Here is a 14,690-nt window from a genome sequence, read left to right on the forward strand (position 1 = left end):
AGCAGCCCCGAAGGGCTGATTTGTTGTTCGGCGTGGCTTAGATGCGCTTCATGCACCAAGCCATCGCGTGCCCGCCGTCCTCGAAAAGCTCCATGCTGGCTTCGACGAGGTTCAGGCGGCATTCAATGTCCGCGAAGCCAGTCTCCTCCGGCGTTTCGACCATCTCGTAGATGGCTGCGTGGAATCCCCAGCACTCCATTCCGACAACAAGGATCTGCTCGCCGTAGCGCAGGATCGCGCCGCTCGTCCCGAACCGCATCTCATCGAGGTGCTCCATCGTGGTGGTCTTCGGCCATCTTGCTTCTGCGTTCCTCATTTTCGTTTCCTCCTTTGTGTAGGTTGTTCCCTTCGGTCATGTACATATATGTCTCTAAACGAGGAATATAGCAAGTCATATTTCGGATAAACTACACTTATTTTTCGAGAGAAACACAGCCCCGAAAGGCTGTGCAAGAAGCTGTAAAACTTACTCTTCGCCCGTGAGGATGAAGCGAATATATGCGGCGCGATCTCTCTCGATGAAGCAGATGAGTTCGTAGAATTCCATCTTAAACGCCATCCTCTGAACAGCGGGAACATCGAACATATTCACCTGCCCGGAGTTGCGGATGTCCCTGATCTGGGAAACAATTTTCTCGTTCATGACTGACCGCCTTTCTCTGCGATGCGGAAGGAGTCCACACCGGGGATAAGGCTGAGTGACGATCCTGTCTCCCATCGGACGAGAAGCTGTCCTGCATCGTCAACGCCCAGAATCTCGCCCATCGTCCCTGTCGGTGGTGCTTGCGGATCGTCCATGCCGAGGAGTTCCACCTTCGTCCCGCGCGGATACCTCTCCCGAAGCGCGGCGATCTGTTCCTTACTCGGAAAATGCATGACGCTCATCTCCTTTCCGATGTCCGCTCTTAAACGCGCTGCTGCCCGTGAGGTTCTGCATGAGGATCTTTCGACTTACCTTATAGGCATTTCCGATCATGCCAAGGCGCAGGAGGAAGCAGCGGAATGCGTATTTCTCGTTGTCCACAATCTTCTCCTTTGCCGTGACACGCTTCTGCGTCCGTGCCATCTCGCAGAGTTTGCTGATGAACTCAGCGTATGCCTTTGCCGTCTCGTCGGTGATCGTGCCGTGCAGCCACGCGAAGGTGATGCGATCATTCGTCAGAGTGTAGGTCGCTTCCTTGATGTCAAAGGCGTGCCGGATGAGCCGTCCCTTGCTCAGGAGAAGCGCGTCCAGATTGTTCAGTGCGGTCTCCGTGAAGAGGCTACGCGGGAGGCTGATGGAAAGGGTATCTTCGGAGGAGTCAGCTTCTGCATCTGCCGTTTCCGTCGGGGTGGAATCGTTCTGCGCCGTGTCCTCGCAAGGAGTCTCGCTCGTCGTGGATTCCGTTGTGCTCGGCTCCTTCGCCCCTGTGTCTGCGCAGGAAGCCTCATGCTCCCCGCCCTCGGACATAAAGCCCTCCTCGCACAGTGCCGTGCGCACACGCACAAGTGTCGCTTCGTCGGTGGCATCGTCGAAGCAAAGACCGCCGTCCTTCGTGATCTCAAATGCGCCGACCTTGTAGGAAAAGCTCGGTGCGCCGCAGTAGACGGGCTTCGTGTTTAGCACCTTGCTGACGATCCCGACCATCGCCTTGCGCTCTTCCTTTTGGATGTTGTAATTGACCTTCATGGTAATTTCCTCCTTTATGAACTTTGGTCATTACATTCATCACTCACGCGGGAAGAATTAGCAAGCGAAATCTGTTGTATACACCGAATGCCCAAAATGTGCAATTCCCGTAAGGACATAGAGCACACAAGGAAGTGCGACGCCGTTTCCCCACATCTTGTACTCTGCAGCATCCGAATGTGGATTTCTGAGCCATCTCCGAATCTGCGTATCGGTCTTTGGCTTCTTCCCACCCGTGATTTTTCGGTGTGTCTCAAAGACCTCGCGCCAGAAGAACACTTCTTCCTCGGTCGGCTCATCCGTCCCAAGTCCCGCGCACCATCCGTCGGGAAAGCCCTGCAAGCGTCCGCACTCGGTCGGTGTCAATCTCCGAACGGCATAGACGGGCTGATTCACGACCATCGGGTCTTTGAAGTCCCGCGCCATCAGCGTCGGGCATTTCTCCTTTGCAAAATGAGCGTGGCAGCGCGTCGTCATGGCATAGACCGCATGACGGTCGGCAGTGTTGAGCGTAAAACTCACATTCTCTGCGATACCACTTCCTTGCGGGCCGTTCTTTTCGGAGCGTCCGATCATCGAGCCTTGGATGGAGACGACCGCAACGCCGCCCTGACAGCACGCAGGGTTCCCGCCGCTTTGGTCAATCGTCCGCGCCGTCTTCGTTTCATAGATGCCGGAGTTCGGGTTATCCGAGCGCATGGCATTGGACTGGAATGACGAGATTCCGTATGCCTGTATGTCCTTGAGTACAATCGGCTGATTGTTTCCGCCCGTGCCATAGTGCCGAAGCACAGTCGGACAGATTTCCAGCGGACCGTTGTACCGCGCATCCGAGCCGTGTGACTCGAATACGGCAGGAACGGTTTCAGTTCGTAGTGTCGGAGATTTCTCCTCCGCATAGCCGATACTTCGGCTCTGTGCAGAATGCTCGGTACAGAAACCCGCACTTATCCGCCCGCCTGACGTTCCAGTGCCATCCGCAAACTCTCGGGCAGTGCCTTGCCACGAAGCGAAGCACGGCGCAAGATCCCGACGCACGCTTTCGGTGTCAAATAGTATTTGTCCGGCACTTGATCCTCCAAAATCTGCGACAAGGTAGATTCTGCGCCGACGCTGTGGAACTCCCCAGCCCTGTGCGTCCATGAGCCGGTAAGCAATGCTCCATCCGTCTCCCAGAAGAATGTCTGCGTATGCCCATCCACCCTTTTCAGGCAAAGGCACCTCGGGTGCTTTCGGCTCTTTGATGCGGACAATCTCCGTAAGGACGGATTGGAAATCCCGTCCCCCGGAACTCGAGAATGCGCCTGCGACATTCTCCCAGACGATAAACCTTGGGTATCTTCCATTCGTTGCACACCTCATTTCCCGCACGATACGAATTGCCTCAAAAAAGAGAACGGATTCTGTTCCATGCAGCCCTTCCCTCCGTCCCGCGATGCTGAGATTCGTGCAAGGAGAGCCAAACGTGATAATGTCCACAGGCTCGATCTCATCGCCGTGAATCCGATGGATGTCTCCAAGATGTTTGACGGAGGGAAGCCGCTTTGTGGTGACGCGAATCGGAAACGGCTCAATCTCCGATGCCCATATCGGCGTAATCCCCGCGAGAACAGCACCGAGTTCAAAGCCCCCTGAGCCAGAAAACAAACTGCCGAGCGTCATCATTTCACAATATGGGGAGCGGTCATGCGCTCGAGCATTTTGCTCGTCATCCAGATCGCACCGTCAATGACAAGCGGCAGGAAGATACGGTCGCGGAACCTGCACCATCCCGTCTCCTTCTCCGCGCTCTCCTTCAGTGCCGCCGTATACGCCGCCGATACTTCACGCGCCGCCGAGAGCCCTTTCTCGTGCATCCAGAGGACGGTCGCTTCCTTTGCCTCCGTTCGCACAAAGTCCCCTACATGGTTCTTCAGCTCGTTTTGAATGTGTTCCAGTTTCATCTTCAACACGCTCCTTCATAGTCCGTTACCCCACGCGCAATGGCGCGGGCAAATTCATCCTGCTGCGACCGCAGAAGCTCTGCATCGCTCACATGGTCAATAAACGCAAGTTCCACGAGCACGGCGACCCCATCGGTGTTGCTCAGAACATACAGTCCGTTGACACCGGGCTTTGCGCCTTTCACGCCGCGATCCACTGTTCCGAGCGCATCCACAATCTGATTCTGGATGCACTGTGCCAGCTTCTCCCCTGCGCCGCTTCCGTAGTAGTGCCAAACCTCCGTCCCCTGTGCTACACCGTTGCACGCATTACAGTGGATGGAGATGAATACATCGGCATCCACACGGTTGGAGGCCGATACGACTTCATGGAGGCTGTCAGACTGCAAGTTGCCGACCACCTCAACACCTGCGGCAGTAAGGTAGCCCACAACAAGATCAGCGACATTCTTTGCCACATCACATTCTCTCAGTCCGTACCCGCACGCACCGGGATCTGGATTCCCGTCCGGGGCATGACCCGGATTCAAAAACACACGCATTATGCTTCCTCCTTTGGTTTCGGCACATCCGCATACGGAATGCGCTCACTATCACGTTCCAAAAACACATCTTCCGCATTTCCGTCCTTGCTCTGGATGTACCGCTCAACAGCGACATCCACGAATTTCGGTTCAAGCTCCACACCGTAGCAGATACGGTTCAGCTGCTCACAGGCGATGAGCGTTGATGCCGAACCGAGGAAGCCGTCAAGAACGATGCCATTCGTCTGCGTACACTGCTTAACAAGGTACGCAATGAGCGGTACGGGCTTCGAGGATGGATGTCCGTAGCCGTCCTTCTTCGAGTCCTTGATACGATCAAAAGAGAACACCGTAGTCTGCTTTTGATCGCCGTACCATCTGTGCCGCCCGTCCTTCCGCCAGCCCCAGATGACCGGTTCGTGAATGTACTTCCAATCCGTCCGTGTGAGTACAAGGCGGTCTTTCTTCCACACGAGTCCCGCGCCAACTTTAAAGCCCGCATCCTCATAAGCGTCATGAAAGATGCGGGCTTTTGCCGTTGCGTAGAAAACGTAGATGGAAGCGTCCGTCGCCATTGCCGAGTGAAAGGCGGTAAAGGCAGATTTCAGGAAGTCGTAAGCGTCCTTGTCATTCAGATCATCGTTCTTGATTTTCCCAGATGTGCTTTCCAGAGCCACAAAATACGGCGGGTCCGTGCATACGAGGTTGACCTTCTCACTGCCGAGCAGACGTTCATACGTCTCCGGCAACGTGGAATCTCCGCAGATAACACGATGCTTGCCGAGATGCCACACATCACCCGATTGAGCAACACAGGGTTTTGCGAGTTCCGCATCCACGTCGAAGTCGTCTTCCTGCGCTTCGTCGTCATCCAGTGAGAGCAGATCGGCAATCTCGGTTTCGTCGAAGCCCGTGAGTGAGATGTCGAAGTCCATACCCTGCAAGGCTTCCATCTCGACACGCAGCATATCTTCATCCCATCCCGCATCGAGTGCGAAACGGTTATCCGCGAGGATGTATGCCTTCTTCTGCGCCTCGGTCAGATGGTCGACGAATACGCACGGCACATTCTCCATGCCCTCCGCCCGTGCAGCCATAACGCGCCCGTGTCCTGCGAGGATGCCGTAGTCCTTGTCAATAATGACGGGACTGACGAATCCGAACTCCCGCAGACTGCCGCGCAGCTTGTTGATCTGTTCGGGCGAATGCGTCCGTGCGTTGTTGGCATATGGCACGAGTTTACTGATCGGAACGAGCTTCATCTCCGATGTTGTTTTGTTCAAATGACTTCCCTCCTTACTTCCTCGAACGCAGCAGCCGTTCCATCCGATCCTCCTGCGGCGATCCGCTGAACGTGGTGGTGCAGTTCTGCTTTACGATGTCGAAAATCTCATACCAGAGCAGATTGGACTGTTTCTGGAATGCCTGCCCCATCTGAACAAAGGGGCTTGCTATTGCCCCTCCGGTGGTCGGATGCTTGCCGATGAGCCCGTATTGACTCATTGCCTCCTCGCACTGGACAAAGCGGGCAAATGCCTGCGCGTAGCTTTCAATCAGGCGTGGATTCACGAGGCGCTCACAGCCGCGCTCCTTCAGCCACAGCCACGTCTCGCGGAAAATCTCGTCCGCACCGAGCGGCTTTCCATTCCGCTGTCGCGCAGACAGGAACTCGCTCGGCGTTGGCATCTCCTCACCATAGAGGTCGGCGGCATCCACAAGGTCTGTGCCGTCCAGTTCCGTCATGGGGAACTCCATGATGTGCGCCGTTCGCCCGCCCGCAATTTTATCTGCCAGTGCTTCGGGTTTGTCTCCCGCCCGGACTCGCCTACCACCGCGATTTGTACCGTCCTTTGCCATAGGGCATCACCTCCAATCTGCCCGTTTTTTAATACCCCGTTTGAACCGTTCTTTTTTTACGCGAGCCCCCGTGCCGGTCAGACGGGGCGTGGCTTGTAGAGATTTCTACCGCCCCTCCCGGTCAGCCGTCGGATTTTTTCCGCTGGTGGATTTTCTCGTGACAGCTGACGCACAGACTTTTGAGATTGCTCTCCTCATTCGTCCCACCATCAGCAATCGGCTTCACATGATGAACAAGCGTTGCCACCGTCGCAAAGCCAAGCCCAAGACATCTCTCGCAAAGAGGATGCGCCGCGATGTAACGGTCGCGGATTTTCTTCCACGCACCACCATATCGCTCGTGCTGATTGTACCCACGGGCGAAATGCTCATAGTGCCGTTGCATTTGCTTTTCGTGTTCCTCGCAGTAGCCGCTCTTGCTGTCGGTCAGTTTTGGGCAACCTTGATAACGGCAGGGGCGTTTGGGTTTCCTCGGCATAGCACCACCTCGTTTTGGGCAATAAAAAACCTCCGCAGGGATTTCTCCCTCGGAGGTCTATCTACACTTTTCTAGCCTATACTATACCATGTCAAGCCCCGGTCAACAACGTGCCAAGCAGTGCCAAATAGTGCCAACTAATGCCAAACCGTGTCAATTTTCGAGATTTTTTAAGATTTTATTGTGAAGCCGCTGAACGGTTCTCAAACTGCTGAACATATCCACGGCAATATCAGGCCAAGACTTACACAGCACATAGCGACGGCGCAACAGGCTCTGCCATTCGGGATTATCAATCTTGTCGATGAAGTCGCTGATCTCCATCTTGACGGCAAGAAAGCGATAGATGTTCTCGTTGATTTCTTTTTCCTTGTCAATAATCCGCTCCACCCACTTGGCATAGGGTGCTTCCGTGGGCTTTCTGTGGCTGACGCGCTCCTCCAAACGGCTGCCGCTTATCTTCATGGAGAGTTCCCGCAGATGGTTAAGCTCCGCAATTTGGGCGTTAATGGCATCGTCCAAATGCCGCGCCCGTTCTAAAAATTCTCTCACGCTCACGCTTACATCGCCTCCTCCATTTGCTTAAGCCGCGAGAGCAGCACTTCCCCGTCCAACTCCGTGAGTTCCCCAAACCAATCGGAACGGAAAAACTTCTCGGTATCATACCGTAAGGTTTCATGGCTGATGATGGCGTTTAGTTTCCGCTCCTCACGGCTTAGTTTCTCACGCTCGGCGGGAAGTTTCAGAGCCTTTCGCTCTTCTCGGTGTTTTTGTTTTGCGGCGACTTGGGCGGCGACAATTTCAGATAGTTCCTTTGTGCGACGATTTTTCTTCAGAAACTTCGCCGCTTTTTTATGGTCTTTCGCCGCCTGTTCGATGATGGCGTTAGCCAAAGCCTCATACGGATTCATGGACAGCACCTCCCAGATTAGCTTTCACGGCATCGATAAGAGCCGCTTGAGTTTTGTCCTTATGCTTTAAGGCATACATCACGTTTTGGTCGATGGTGTTCTCCGTCAGGATGTGATGAATAACCACCGTGTCCTTTTGTCCTTGGCGATAGAGCCGAGCATTAGTCTGCTGATAAAGTTCCAAACTCCAAGTGAGTCCGAACCACACCAAGGTAGAGCCGCCGTCCTGTAAGTTAAGCCCGTGTCCGGCAGAAGCGGGGTGAATAACGGCGACGGGGATTTTCCCCTCGTTCCAATCGGCAATGTCGCGGTCGGTCTTTATCTCTCGCACGGAAAACCGCGACTTGACGCGCTCCAAATCATGCTTAAACCAGTACGCCACCAGCACCGCTTTGCCGTTTGCTCCTTCGATGATGTCCTCCAAGGCATCAAGTTTTTGGTCGTGCAGGTGAAGGGCTTTGCAGTCTTTGTCATACACCGCACCGTTTGCCATCTGCAATAGCTTATTGGAAAGAGCCGCCGCATTGACGGCATCTATCTCCTTGCCGCCAAGCTGTACCACCATGTCGGCTTTCATACGCTCGTAGACTTTTCGCTCCTTGTCGGTCATTTTGACGGTCATGGTATTCATCACGAGTGGCGGCATTTTCAAAAAATCTCCCGCTTTCATGGAGATGGTAATGTCGGCGATGCGGCTGTAAATTTCTTCCCTTGCGCCGGGTCGAGGCTTGTAGGAAAAGACCATCTGCTGACTCCGCTTGTCGGGGACAAAATACTGCTCTCGGTATTGACCGATGAATTTCCCCAGCCGCTCCCCCATATCGAGTAACCGAAACTCAGCGAATAAATCCATCAGACCGTTGCTAGACGGCGTACCCGTCAAGCCCACGATGCGTTTTACCTTGGGGCGAACCTTCATCAGCGTCTTGAACCGCTTTGTTTGGTGGGATTTGAAACTGGAGAGTTCGTCGATAACCACCATGTCATAATCGAAGGGCAAGCCGCTCTTTGTAATGAGCCAGTCCACATTCTCTCGGTTGATGATATAGAGATTGGCTTTTTGAGTGAGAGCCGCTCGCCTATTCTGCTCCGTGCCTACGGCTACGGCATAGCTGATGTTTACGAGGTGATCCCACTTCTTTATCTCCTGCGGCCATGTGTTTTTCGCCACCCTTAATGGCGCGATAATCAGCACACGGGAGATTTCAAAACGGTCAAAAAGCAAGTCGTTTATTGCCGTCAGCGTGATAGCCGTCTTTCCAAGCCCCATATCGAGGAGAACGGCGGCTTGGTCGTGAGTTTCGATAAAATCTGCGGCGTAGGTCTGATATTCATGCGGCGTGTACTTCATCGGAGTTCCCTCCAAAGGATATGGTAAATATCCCGCAAGGCTTTCTCTGCCGCTTTGCCGTCAAAATCTTTGTACTCGATAATCTCGGCGAGTTTTTTGACCTTGTCCTCTATCTCGCGGATGGTGTCCTTATGGTCTTTTTGTTGTGCCTCGTAATCCTTCCAAAGGCCATCGTAGGCTTTTTCGTTATCCTCTTGGTCTTTGAGCCAGTCCTCAAACCACCACCGGGCATCCATGCCCATATATTCGTCAACGAGATACAGCATATCCCGTATTTCGGTCACGGGTTCGTTTCTGCCGTCCCACAAAGTGATAATCAAATCAGTCCCCTCCAATCTCCTCAAGTATCGGCGCGATTTGCTCCGCACCGTCAATCACATAGACTTTGTAGCCCAATCGCCGTAAGGTTTTATGCCGTGCCGCTTGGAGCGGACGCACCTTCTTACCCGGCGCTTTGAGTTCGGCAAAGGCCGTGCGTCCACCGGGCAGGAGAATGATGCGGTCGGGTACGCCGTCAAGTCCCGGCGATCCCCACTTTGGGCAAATGCCGCCAAGTGACTTCACAGCCTCTACGAGTTTTCGCTCGATGTTCTTTTCCCTCATAGCTTTCCCCCCTATGTGACACCTACGACATCCCTTTACATACCTTTTATATAGAGAGATTTAAGGAATAAATCAGCCCTAAAGGGGGTATAGTAAATGGTTGCCATAGGTGTCATAACCCACTTGAAGTCCCATCGAATCTGGATTCTTGGCTGACTACCACACAGCTTTGACCGTCATAAAAATTGACGGTCATGGGTGTCATTAGTCATCAAAGGCACTATTTTTCAGCCTGACTCCCTTGATGAATCGTCCGTTGGATTTTCTAAAGCGAGAAAAGCCCGCTTGCTCGATGGTGGAGTAAAAGGTCGCCGAATCCCTGATGTAATCGCCCGTCCGCATACAAAAAGCGCGATACTCGTTATAGAACTCGCCGGATTTCTCCACAAAGTCCTCGCCTACTTCACAACATTCCTCGATGAAGTAGCCCAGCCAGTCGCTATCGCTCTTATACCGTCCAATGGCATCCTCCACCACCTTGGGCGGCTTGGGATTGTACCCATCGTCAATGGCTTTCTTTGCGCCCTCGATAATCCACTTCAAAACATATCCCCCGGCATTTTCCGTGAGATGCTTGGAGAAATTCTTGATGTCGTTTTTGCCGGTGATTGTGGCGTTAAAGGGAATGACGATGAGCCGCCGCCAAATGCCCCTGTCCATTGCTCCCACCTTCGGCAGATGGTTCGTGTACAGCACCAACATATGACTGGGCATAAAATCGAAGGGGTCTTTGTATTTCTTCTCGCCCTTGATTTGGTCGGTACTGCAAAGCTGTTTCACCACGGAGGTTGATAGACGCACGCCGTCTTCCAACTCTGCAGCAATAAGAAGTCGCTTACCCTTTGCTTCGGCGATTTCAGGCTTCACATTGCGGCGACAACCCGTGGTAAGCGCATCGGCGGATATTCCTCCGGCGTAAGTCCCCAAAGCCCAAGCGATGGTATTCCAAAAGGTAGATTTGCCGTTGGCTCCGTCACCATAGGAGATGATGATGGCTTCAAGGTAAACGATGCCTATCGCCCCAAGCCCACAGATTTTCTGCACATACTCAATAAGTTCCCGGTCACCGCAGAAAATGGTCGTGAGGAAATTCTCCCAGAGTTCTTTTCCTTCGTCGCTCGGCGATGTGTTGCATATCTTGGTGATAAGGTCGTCGGGATTGAAGTCACGCCGTCCGTCCGCGCCTTGCGTCAAGTCGTAGGTGCCGTCTTTGCAATTCAGCATAAAGGGATCGCGGTCTAAATCGGCGGCTTTGACTTCAAGCATGGGCTTTGCCGCTTCCATAGCGGAGACAATGAACTTCATGTCCCGCCGTTTCATGGCGAAAGCCTTGTACTTGATTGCCGCAAGGTACGCCATAAAGAGTTTTGTCTGCTCCTCCCCCGCTATCTGCTTTTCGAGGGTCTTGCCACCGGCGATGATGTCCTGCTCGGTAATGCCGGACGCAAGGAGCGCATCCTCGGTCTGCTGTATAAGGTTTTCCGCATCGGCAAGCTGCATATCGGAAAATTCCTCCGTAAGACCTATGGATTGATATTTGGACTCAAGCCACGCCGAGCCGTCATAGCGGAGAAAGCCGGTAGCCCCGGAGTAGCAGAGTTTGTCACCGAAAACCGACGCCAACACTTTGGCTTGTCCGATGTCGGAGTAGTCTTCGGGCTTCAAATATCCCGCGCTGCCAAACATGGCCTCGTATTCCTCCGGCGGCACATAGTTTTCGTTCTGCTGTACCTTTTTAAGGAAACGCCTGCCGGAGCGATAGATGGTTTCAAGTTCCCGTTCTTCCAAGGGAGGATTGCACTTTGCCGCCTCAGCTTCGAAGAGTTCCCGCGCCTTTTCCGTATCTCCGAACCGCATCAGCACGCGACCGACAAAGCGAGACAGCGTCTTGTTCCTGACCCCCGCCGAGATTTCCTTAGAATGTTCCGGGAGCAAGTCCTCCAATGCTTCTTCGCCGCCAAGGTCATCGTCGATGGTAAGCCAACCATCATTCCAAACAATATCCTCCGGCTTAACCTCCGAGCCAAACATAAACCGCGCCGCATCGAGGGCGTTATCATCGAAGTAGGTGTACTTCGCTTGAATTGCCGCCTTGATAGCTGCATAACGGACGGCGTCCGCAGTTTGCTCGATGACAAAGACCACGTGCTTTTTGGGGCGCGCCGTCTTGCCGTCTTTTTCCTTCATGTCGTGACGGCTGGGAATAATCACCATCTGCATATCGCCGAAGTCGGCGAGCAGTTTCTTTTCGTCCACCCAGTCGGCGGGGTTGTCACTTTTGTCGTTATCCACATCCATAAGAATGCAGTTCGACCACTCGAATTTTCCCTTGGAGCGATAGCTGCCCTTAAACTTCCCCGCCGTGTGGTCATTGGCAACAGCCGCCGCCAAAGCCGTGGGCGAGTCAATCTCCGCTTTATGGGGATAGACGCAGTTTTTTTCGTTGCCGACGCAATCGGCGGTAAACAATGTGAACTTCATACGATTTCCTCCATATTTTCCGTAAACCGACGAATCCTTATGCCCTGCTCCTCTGCCGCAGCAATCTCAGCCTTCATGCCTACGGTCGGCTCACCAAACGCCCAAAGCTCCGAGCAGTAGTTGAGAATGGCAAGGTCAATCTCCAAAGCAAGTTCTCGCTCCGTTTCCTCCGATAAGAAGGACGGCAGATAAAGATGGGGTGCGATAGGCGATTTTCCTTCCAAAGCCGCAAAACGGCAGTACAGCCTTGCCTTCCTCGTATTGCCGTCTATGTCGCCGGAGTAAGCGGATGCTATGTATACCAAGTGTCGCGTTTTTTCGTTTGTAGCCATATGCACCAGTCCTTTCGTGTGGATTTATTCCCCTCACTTAGGTAAGGAAATGAACTAACGATTTTTCCACCGTCCGAGAAAAATTTTTTCTTTCCATAAAAAGAAATGACCGTTTGTGCGGTCAGAATTTTTTTCTCATCGACGGTGGAATTTTTGTGTTCTCATTTCCTTACCTAAGTGAGAGGGGAAAACAAGCCGCTCAAAAAAACAAAAAAATTTTCAGCGGTTGGTAGAAAAAAGCCCATTTCATTTCCTTACCTAAGTGAGAGGGCTAAACAACACTCTCGACCGAAGCGGAAATCGACGAAAGGAGGCTACCACATGGCACAGGCAAAACAGGCGAGTTATGACGAGGAACTGCGCGATGTGCTTATCGCCATCAGCGTAATCGCCAAACGACTCGCCGACAGATTGGAACAGAACGGTAAAACGGAGGTACAAGATGGACAAGATGCAGGAAATCTCGGCGGTAATTGAGGGTATCGCCGAGTGCGGGAACGGACTTCTTAAAATATCCGAGACTCTGCGGCGTTATTTCAATGTAAACGCCGAGGACGAGCCGAAGAAGAAATCTCCCGCCAAGAAGAAAGCGGAGCCGCCCAAGGAGGAAATTCCCCCGGTAGAGGAGCAAGCACCGACTCCGAAAGAGCCGGAATATACCAAGGAATATGTGCGAAAGCTCTTAGCCGATATTGCCAATAACGGTCAGCGGGAGAAGGTAAAGGAAATCATCAACAAGCACGGTGCAAACAGCCTGTCTGCCGTTGACCCCGGTGAATACGCCGCCATCGTAGCCGAGGCGGAGGTGTTGCTTAATGCCTGACATACACGCATATCTTTCGGCATCGTCCAGCGACCGTTGGACACATTGCCCGCCGTCGGCAAAACTCAATGCGGCAGTACAGGAGAGGGCAAGCCCCTATGCGCTTGAAGGTACTTGCGCACACAGCTTATGCGAGTATTTGGTACTCACGGCATTGGGGCGCGAGTGCCAAGACCCCACGGAAAATCTCGATGTGTACAACAGCGAAATGCAGGATGCCGCCGAAAGCTACCGTGACTTCTTTATGGAGCAAGTGGCCGAGGCGAAAAAGTTCTGCGCCGATCCCGTGGTCTGCGTCGAGCAAAGAGTGGATTTTTCCAAGTGGGTGCCGGAGGGATTCGGCACGGCGGACGGCTTGATCGTTACCGATGGTTATCTCCAAGTAATCGACATGAAATATGGTGTCGGCGTACTGGTAGATGCCAAGGAAAACACACAGCTTTCCTGCTATGCCTTGGGCGGTATTGACCTTTATGACGGCCTTTACGACATACAGAAAGTGAAGCTTTCCATCTTCCAGCCCCGTCGGGAACATTACGACACTTGGGAAACGACCAAGGACGAATTGCTCTTATGGGCGGAGAAGGATCTCGCTCCGGCGGCGCAGCTTGCCATCAAGGGCGATGGAAAATTTTCTGCAGGTGACCATTGCCGCTTCTGCAAGGTGAAAGATATTTGCCGTGCCAGAGCGGATCATTACCTCGAACTGGCGGGAGCGGCTTTCAATGAGCCGGATACGCTCGACAATTACGAGATTGCCGCCCTGTTGCCGAGGCTGGCGGGGCTGGTATCTTGGGCAGACGATCTCAAGGAGTATGCGCTCCGTCAGGCTATCGCCGGAACAAAGTATCCCGGTTTCAAGATTGTGGAGGGTCGAAGTGTCAGAAGATACGTCGACGATGAAGCCGTCGCTGAAATCGTCTCCAATGCGGGGTTCGATCCCTTCGAGAAAAAGGTGCTGGGAATCACCGCCATGAAGAAATTACTGGGTAAAAAGCGATTCGAGGAAATCCTCGGAAAGCTGATTATAAAACCTCAAGGAAAGCCCGTGCTGGCTCCGGAATCCGACAAGCGACCGGAAATGCACAACATCGACGATGCATTTAACGAAGACAACAATCAAGGAGGGCAATAACATGTCAAAGAAACATCCAACGAAATGCACCACCGGAGCACGCACCCGCTGCTCCTATCTCAACATCAATGCCCCGAAAGCCTACGGCGACGGCAAGCCCAAGTTCTCCGCAAGCCTCATCATCCCCAAGGACGATGTAGCAACACTGACTAAGATCGATGCCGCCATGCGGGCAGCTTACGAAGACGGCGTATCCATTCTCAAAGGCAAGGGGCGCACGGTTCCCACCTATGAGGAAATCATCAAGGATGGGCCTCTCCATGACGGCGACAAAAAGAAGGACGGCGACCCGGCGTATCAGAACGCCTTCTACCTCAATGCCAAGAACGAGCGCCGCCCCGGCGTGGTGGACAGCAACAAGAACGAAATCCTCGATTCCTCGGAACTGTACTCCGGCATCTACGCTAAAGCGGCGATCGGCTTCTACTGCTACAACAAGAACGGCAATCGCGGCATCGGCGTCTCCCTTGACTACCTCATGAAGATGGCCGACGGTCAGCCTCTCGGCTCCACCATCAGTGTCGACGAAGCATTCGGAGACGAGGACGAGGACGATTTCCTCTCCTAAAAGATAACGACGCAT

21 protein-coding genes are annotated in these 14,690 nt (G+C 53.3%); 4 read left to right on the forward strand and 17 right to left on the reverse strand.

Annotated features, from left to right (window positions below):
* Positions 1–37: 37 nt before the first annotated feature.
* From HMPREF9081_RS08235 to HMPREF9081_RS14860, 17 genes are all read right to left on the reverse strand, one after another.
* The gene (locus tag HMPREF9081_RS08235) at positions 38–316 is read right to left on the reverse strand and encodes an Nmad4 family putative nucleotide modification protein (RefSeq protein WP_006306692.1); all 279 of its coding nucleotides are present in this window, start codon (positions 314–316) and stop codon (positions 38–40) included.
* Positions 317–466: 150 nt separating this feature from the next.
* Entirely contained in the window at positions 467–643 is a 177-nt protein-coding gene (locus tag HMPREF9081_RS08240) for a DUF5049 domain-containing protein (protein ID WP_006306693.1), read from the reverse strand.
* Positions 640–876 carry a DUF4314 domain-containing protein gene (locus HMPREF9081_RS08245; protein WP_006306694.1) on the reverse strand — a complete coding sequence of 79 codons (237 nt, stop codon included), beginning with the start codon at positions 874–876 and terminating at the stop codon, positions 640–642. Before HMPREF9081_RS08245 ends, HMPREF9081_RS08240 begins: the two co-directional genes overlap by 4 nt.
* Positions 860–1,669 (reverse strand): hypothetical protein, encoded by an 810-nt coding sequence (locus HMPREF9081_RS08250; protein ID WP_006306695.1) that lies wholly within the window; start codon positions 1,667–1,669, stop codon positions 860–862. Before HMPREF9081_RS08250 ends, HMPREF9081_RS08245 begins: the two co-directional genes overlap by 17 nt.
* Positions 1,670–1,726: 57 nt before the next feature.
* The gene (locus tag HMPREF9081_RS08255) at positions 1,727–3,334 is read right to left on the reverse strand and encodes a DNA cytosine methyltransferase (RefSeq protein ID WP_006306696.1); all 1,608 of its coding nucleotides are present in this window, start codon (positions 3,332–3,334) and stop codon (positions 1,727–1,729) included.
* Entirely contained in the window at positions 3,331–3,612 is a 282-nt protein-coding gene (locus HMPREF9081_RS08260) for a hypothetical protein (protein ID WP_040394887.1), read from the reverse strand. Before HMPREF9081_RS08260 ends, HMPREF9081_RS08255 begins: the two co-directional genes overlap by 4 nt.
* Before the next feature lie 2 nt (positions 3,613–3,614).
* Positions 3,615–4,154: an N-acetylmuramoyl-L-alanine amidase family protein gene (locus HMPREF9081_RS08265; protein WP_006306698.1), complete on the reverse strand. Its 540-nt coding sequence runs from the start codon at positions 4,152–4,154 to the stop codon at positions 3,615–3,617.
* Positions 4,154–5,419, reverse strand: a complete 1,266-nt coding sequence (locus HMPREF9081_RS08270; RefSeq protein WP_006306699.1) for a site-specific DNA-methyltransferase — start codon at positions 5,417–5,419, stop codon at positions 4,154–4,156. The genes HMPREF9081_RS08265 and HMPREF9081_RS08270 overlap by 1 nt, the downstream gene beginning before the upstream one ends.
* A gap of 13 nt (positions 5,420–5,432) precedes the next feature.
* On the reverse strand, positions 5,433–5,993 hold the full coding sequence (locus tag HMPREF9081_RS08275; protein WP_006306700.1) for a P27 family phage terminase small subunit: 561 nt from the start codon (positions 5,991–5,993) through the stop codon (positions 5,433–5,435).
* A gap of 121 nt (positions 5,994–6,114) precedes the next feature.
* Positions 6,115–6,471 carry an HNH endonuclease gene (locus tag HMPREF9081_RS13310; protein ID WP_071530371.1) on the reverse strand — a complete coding sequence of 119 codons (357 nt, stop codon included), beginning with the start codon at positions 6,469–6,471 and terminating at the stop codon, positions 6,115–6,117.
* 153 nt (positions 6,472–6,624) lie between these two features.
* Positions 6,625–7,029, reverse strand: coding sequence for a hypothetical protein (locus tag HMPREF9081_RS08285; protein WP_006306702.1), 405 nt, complete (start codon positions 7,027–7,029; stop codon positions 6,625–6,627).
* A 2-nt stretch (positions 7,030–7,031) separates the two neighbouring features.
* Complete coding sequence (locus HMPREF9081_RS08290) at positions 7,032–7,382, reverse strand: hypothetical protein (protein ID WP_006306703.1); 351 nt, start codon at positions 7,380–7,382, stop codon at positions 7,032–7,034.
* The gene (locus HMPREF9081_RS08295; RefSeq protein ID WP_006306704.1) at positions 7,369–8,733 is read right to left on the reverse strand and encodes a DEAD/DEAH box helicase; all 1,365 of its coding nucleotides are present in this window, start codon (positions 8,731–8,733) and stop codon (positions 7,369–7,371) included. The genes HMPREF9081_RS08290 and HMPREF9081_RS08295 overlap by 14 nt, the downstream gene beginning before the upstream one ends.
* On the reverse strand, positions 8,730–9,053 hold the full coding sequence (locus HMPREF9081_RS08300) for a hypothetical protein (protein WP_009655329.1): 324 nt from the start codon (positions 9,051–9,053) through the stop codon (positions 8,730–8,732). The genes HMPREF9081_RS08295 and HMPREF9081_RS08300 overlap by 4 nt, the downstream gene beginning before the upstream one ends.
* Before the next feature lies 1 nt (position 9,054).
* Positions 9,055–9,336 (reverse strand): VRR-NUC domain-containing protein, encoded by a 282-nt coding sequence (locus HMPREF9081_RS08305; RefSeq protein WP_006306706.1) that lies wholly within the window; start codon positions 9,334–9,336, stop codon positions 9,055–9,057.
* Between the two features lie 204 nt (positions 9,337–9,540).
* Positions 9,541–11,817, reverse strand: a complete 2,277-nt coding sequence (locus tag HMPREF9081_RS08310; RefSeq protein ID WP_006306707.1) for a phage/plasmid primase, P4 family — start codon at positions 11,815–11,817, stop codon at positions 9,541–9,543.
* Positions 11,814–12,149 carry a DUF7768 domain-containing protein gene (locus HMPREF9081_RS14860; protein ID WP_006306708.1) on the reverse strand — a complete coding sequence of 112 codons (336 nt, stop codon included), beginning with the start codon at positions 12,147–12,149 and terminating at the stop codon, positions 11,814–11,816. Before HMPREF9081_RS14860 ends, HMPREF9081_RS08310 begins: the two co-directional genes overlap by 4 nt.
* A 321-nt stretch (positions 12,150–12,470) precedes the next feature.
* Here HMPREF9081_RS14860 and HMPREF9081_RS14110 point away from each other — a divergent pair, with 321 nt between their 5' ends.
* The 4 genes from HMPREF9081_RS14110 to HMPREF9081_RS08330 are packed head-to-tail and all read left to right on the forward strand — an operon-like array spanning position 12,471 to position 14,675.
* Complete coding sequence (locus HMPREF9081_RS14110; protein ID WP_006306709.1) at positions 12,471–12,626, forward strand: hypothetical protein; 156 nt, start codon at positions 12,471–12,473, stop codon at positions 12,624–12,626.
* Positions 12,592–12,972: a hypothetical protein gene (locus tag HMPREF9081_RS08320; RefSeq protein ID WP_006306710.1), complete on the forward strand. Its 381-nt coding sequence runs from the start codon at positions 12,592–12,594 to the stop codon at positions 12,970–12,972. The genes HMPREF9081_RS14110 and HMPREF9081_RS08320 overlap by 35 nt, the downstream gene beginning before the upstream one ends.
* A complete protein-coding gene (locus tag HMPREF9081_RS08325) occupies positions 12,965–14,107 on the forward strand; it encodes a DUF2800 domain-containing protein (RefSeq protein WP_006306711.1) in 1,143 nt (380 codons plus the stop codon). Before HMPREF9081_RS08320 ends, HMPREF9081_RS08325 begins: the two co-directional genes overlap by 8 nt.
* A 1-nt stretch (position 14,108) precedes the next feature.
* On the forward strand, positions 14,109–14,675 hold the full coding sequence (locus tag HMPREF9081_RS08330; protein ID WP_006306712.1) for a DUF2815 family protein: 567 nt from the start codon (positions 14,109–14,111) through the stop codon (positions 14,673–14,675).
* Positions 14,676–14,690 lie beyond the last annotated feature (15 nt).

It is taken from the genome of Centipeda periodontii DSM 2778 (assembly GCF_000213975.1).
GTDB classification, from domain to species: domain Bacteria; phylum Bacillota; class Negativicutes; order Selenomonadales; family Selenomonadaceae; genus Centipeda; species Centipeda periodontii.

Excerpts from the sequence above, each read along its gene's own strand:
- HMPREF9081_RS08235 (WP_006306692.1), bottom strand. The coding sequence starts at position 316 with ATGAGGAACGCAGAAGCAAGATGGCCGAAGACCACCACGATGGAGCAC.
- HMPREF9081_RS08240 (WP_006306693.1), bottom strand. The coding sequence starts at position 643 with ATGAACGAGAAAATTGTTTCCCAGATCAGGGACATCCGCAACTCCGGG.
- HMPREF9081_RS08245 (WP_006306694.1), bottom strand. The coding sequence starts at position 876 with ATGCATTTTCCGAGTAAGGAACAGATCGCCGCGCTTCGGGAGAGGTAT.
- HMPREF9081_RS08250 (WP_006306695.1), bottom strand. The coding sequence starts at position 1,669 with ATGAAGGTCAATTACAACATCCAAAAGGAAGAGCGCAAGGCGATGGTC.
- HMPREF9081_RS08255 (WP_006306696.1), bottom strand. The coding sequence starts at position 3,334 with ATGATGACGCTCGGCAGTTTGTTTTCTGGCTCAGGGGGCTTTGAACTC.
- HMPREF9081_RS08260 (WP_040394887.1), bottom strand. The coding sequence starts at position 3,612 with ATGAAACTGGAACACATTCAAAACGAGCTGAAGAACCATGTAGGGGAC.
- HMPREF9081_RS08265 (WP_006306698.1), bottom strand. The coding sequence starts at position 4,154 with ATGCGTGTGTTTTTGAATCCGGGTCATGCCCCGGACGGGAATCCAGAT.
- HMPREF9081_RS08275 (WP_006306700.1), bottom strand. The coding sequence starts at position 5,993 with ATGGCAAAGGACGGTACAAATCGCGGTGGTAGGCGAGTCCGGGCGGGA.
- HMPREF9081_RS13310 (WP_071530371.1), bottom strand. The coding sequence starts at position 6,471 with ATGCCGAGGAAACCCAAACGCCCCTGCCGTTATCAAGGTTGCCCAAAA.
- HMPREF9081_RS08290 (WP_006306703.1), bottom strand. The coding sequence starts at position 7,382 with ATGAATCCGTATGAGGCTTTGGCTAACGCCATCATCGAACAGGCGGCG.
- HMPREF9081_RS08295 (WP_006306704.1), bottom strand. The coding sequence starts at position 8,733 with ATGAAGTACACGCCGCATGAATATCAGACCTACGCCGCAGATTTTATC.
- HMPREF9081_RS08305 (WP_006306706.1), bottom strand. The coding sequence starts at position 9,336 with ATGAGGGAAAAGAACATCGAGCGAAAACTCGTAGAGGCTGTGAAGTCA.
- HMPREF9081_RS08310 (WP_006306707.1), bottom strand. The coding sequence starts at position 11,817 with ATGAAGTTCACATTGTTTACCGCCGATTGCGTCGGCAACGAAAAAAAC.
- HMPREF9081_RS14860 (WP_006306708.1), bottom strand. The coding sequence starts at position 12,149 with ATGGCTACAAACGAAAAAACGCGACACTTGGTATACATAGCATCCGCT.
- HMPREF9081_RS14110 (WP_006306709.1), top strand. The coding sequence starts at position 12,471 with ATGGCACAGGCAAAACAGGCGAGTTATGACGAGGAACTGCGCGATGTG.
- HMPREF9081_RS08320 (WP_006306710.1), top strand. The coding sequence starts at position 12,592 with ATGGACAAGATGCAGGAAATCTCGGCGGTAATTGAGGGTATCGCCGAG.
- HMPREF9081_RS08325 (WP_006306711.1), top strand. The coding sequence starts at position 12,965 with ATGCCTGACATACACGCATATCTTTCGGCATCGTCCAGCGACCGTTGG.
- HMPREF9081_RS08330 (WP_006306712.1), top strand. The coding sequence starts at position 14,109 with ATGTCAAAGAAACATCCAACGAAATGCACCACCGGAGCACGCACCCGC.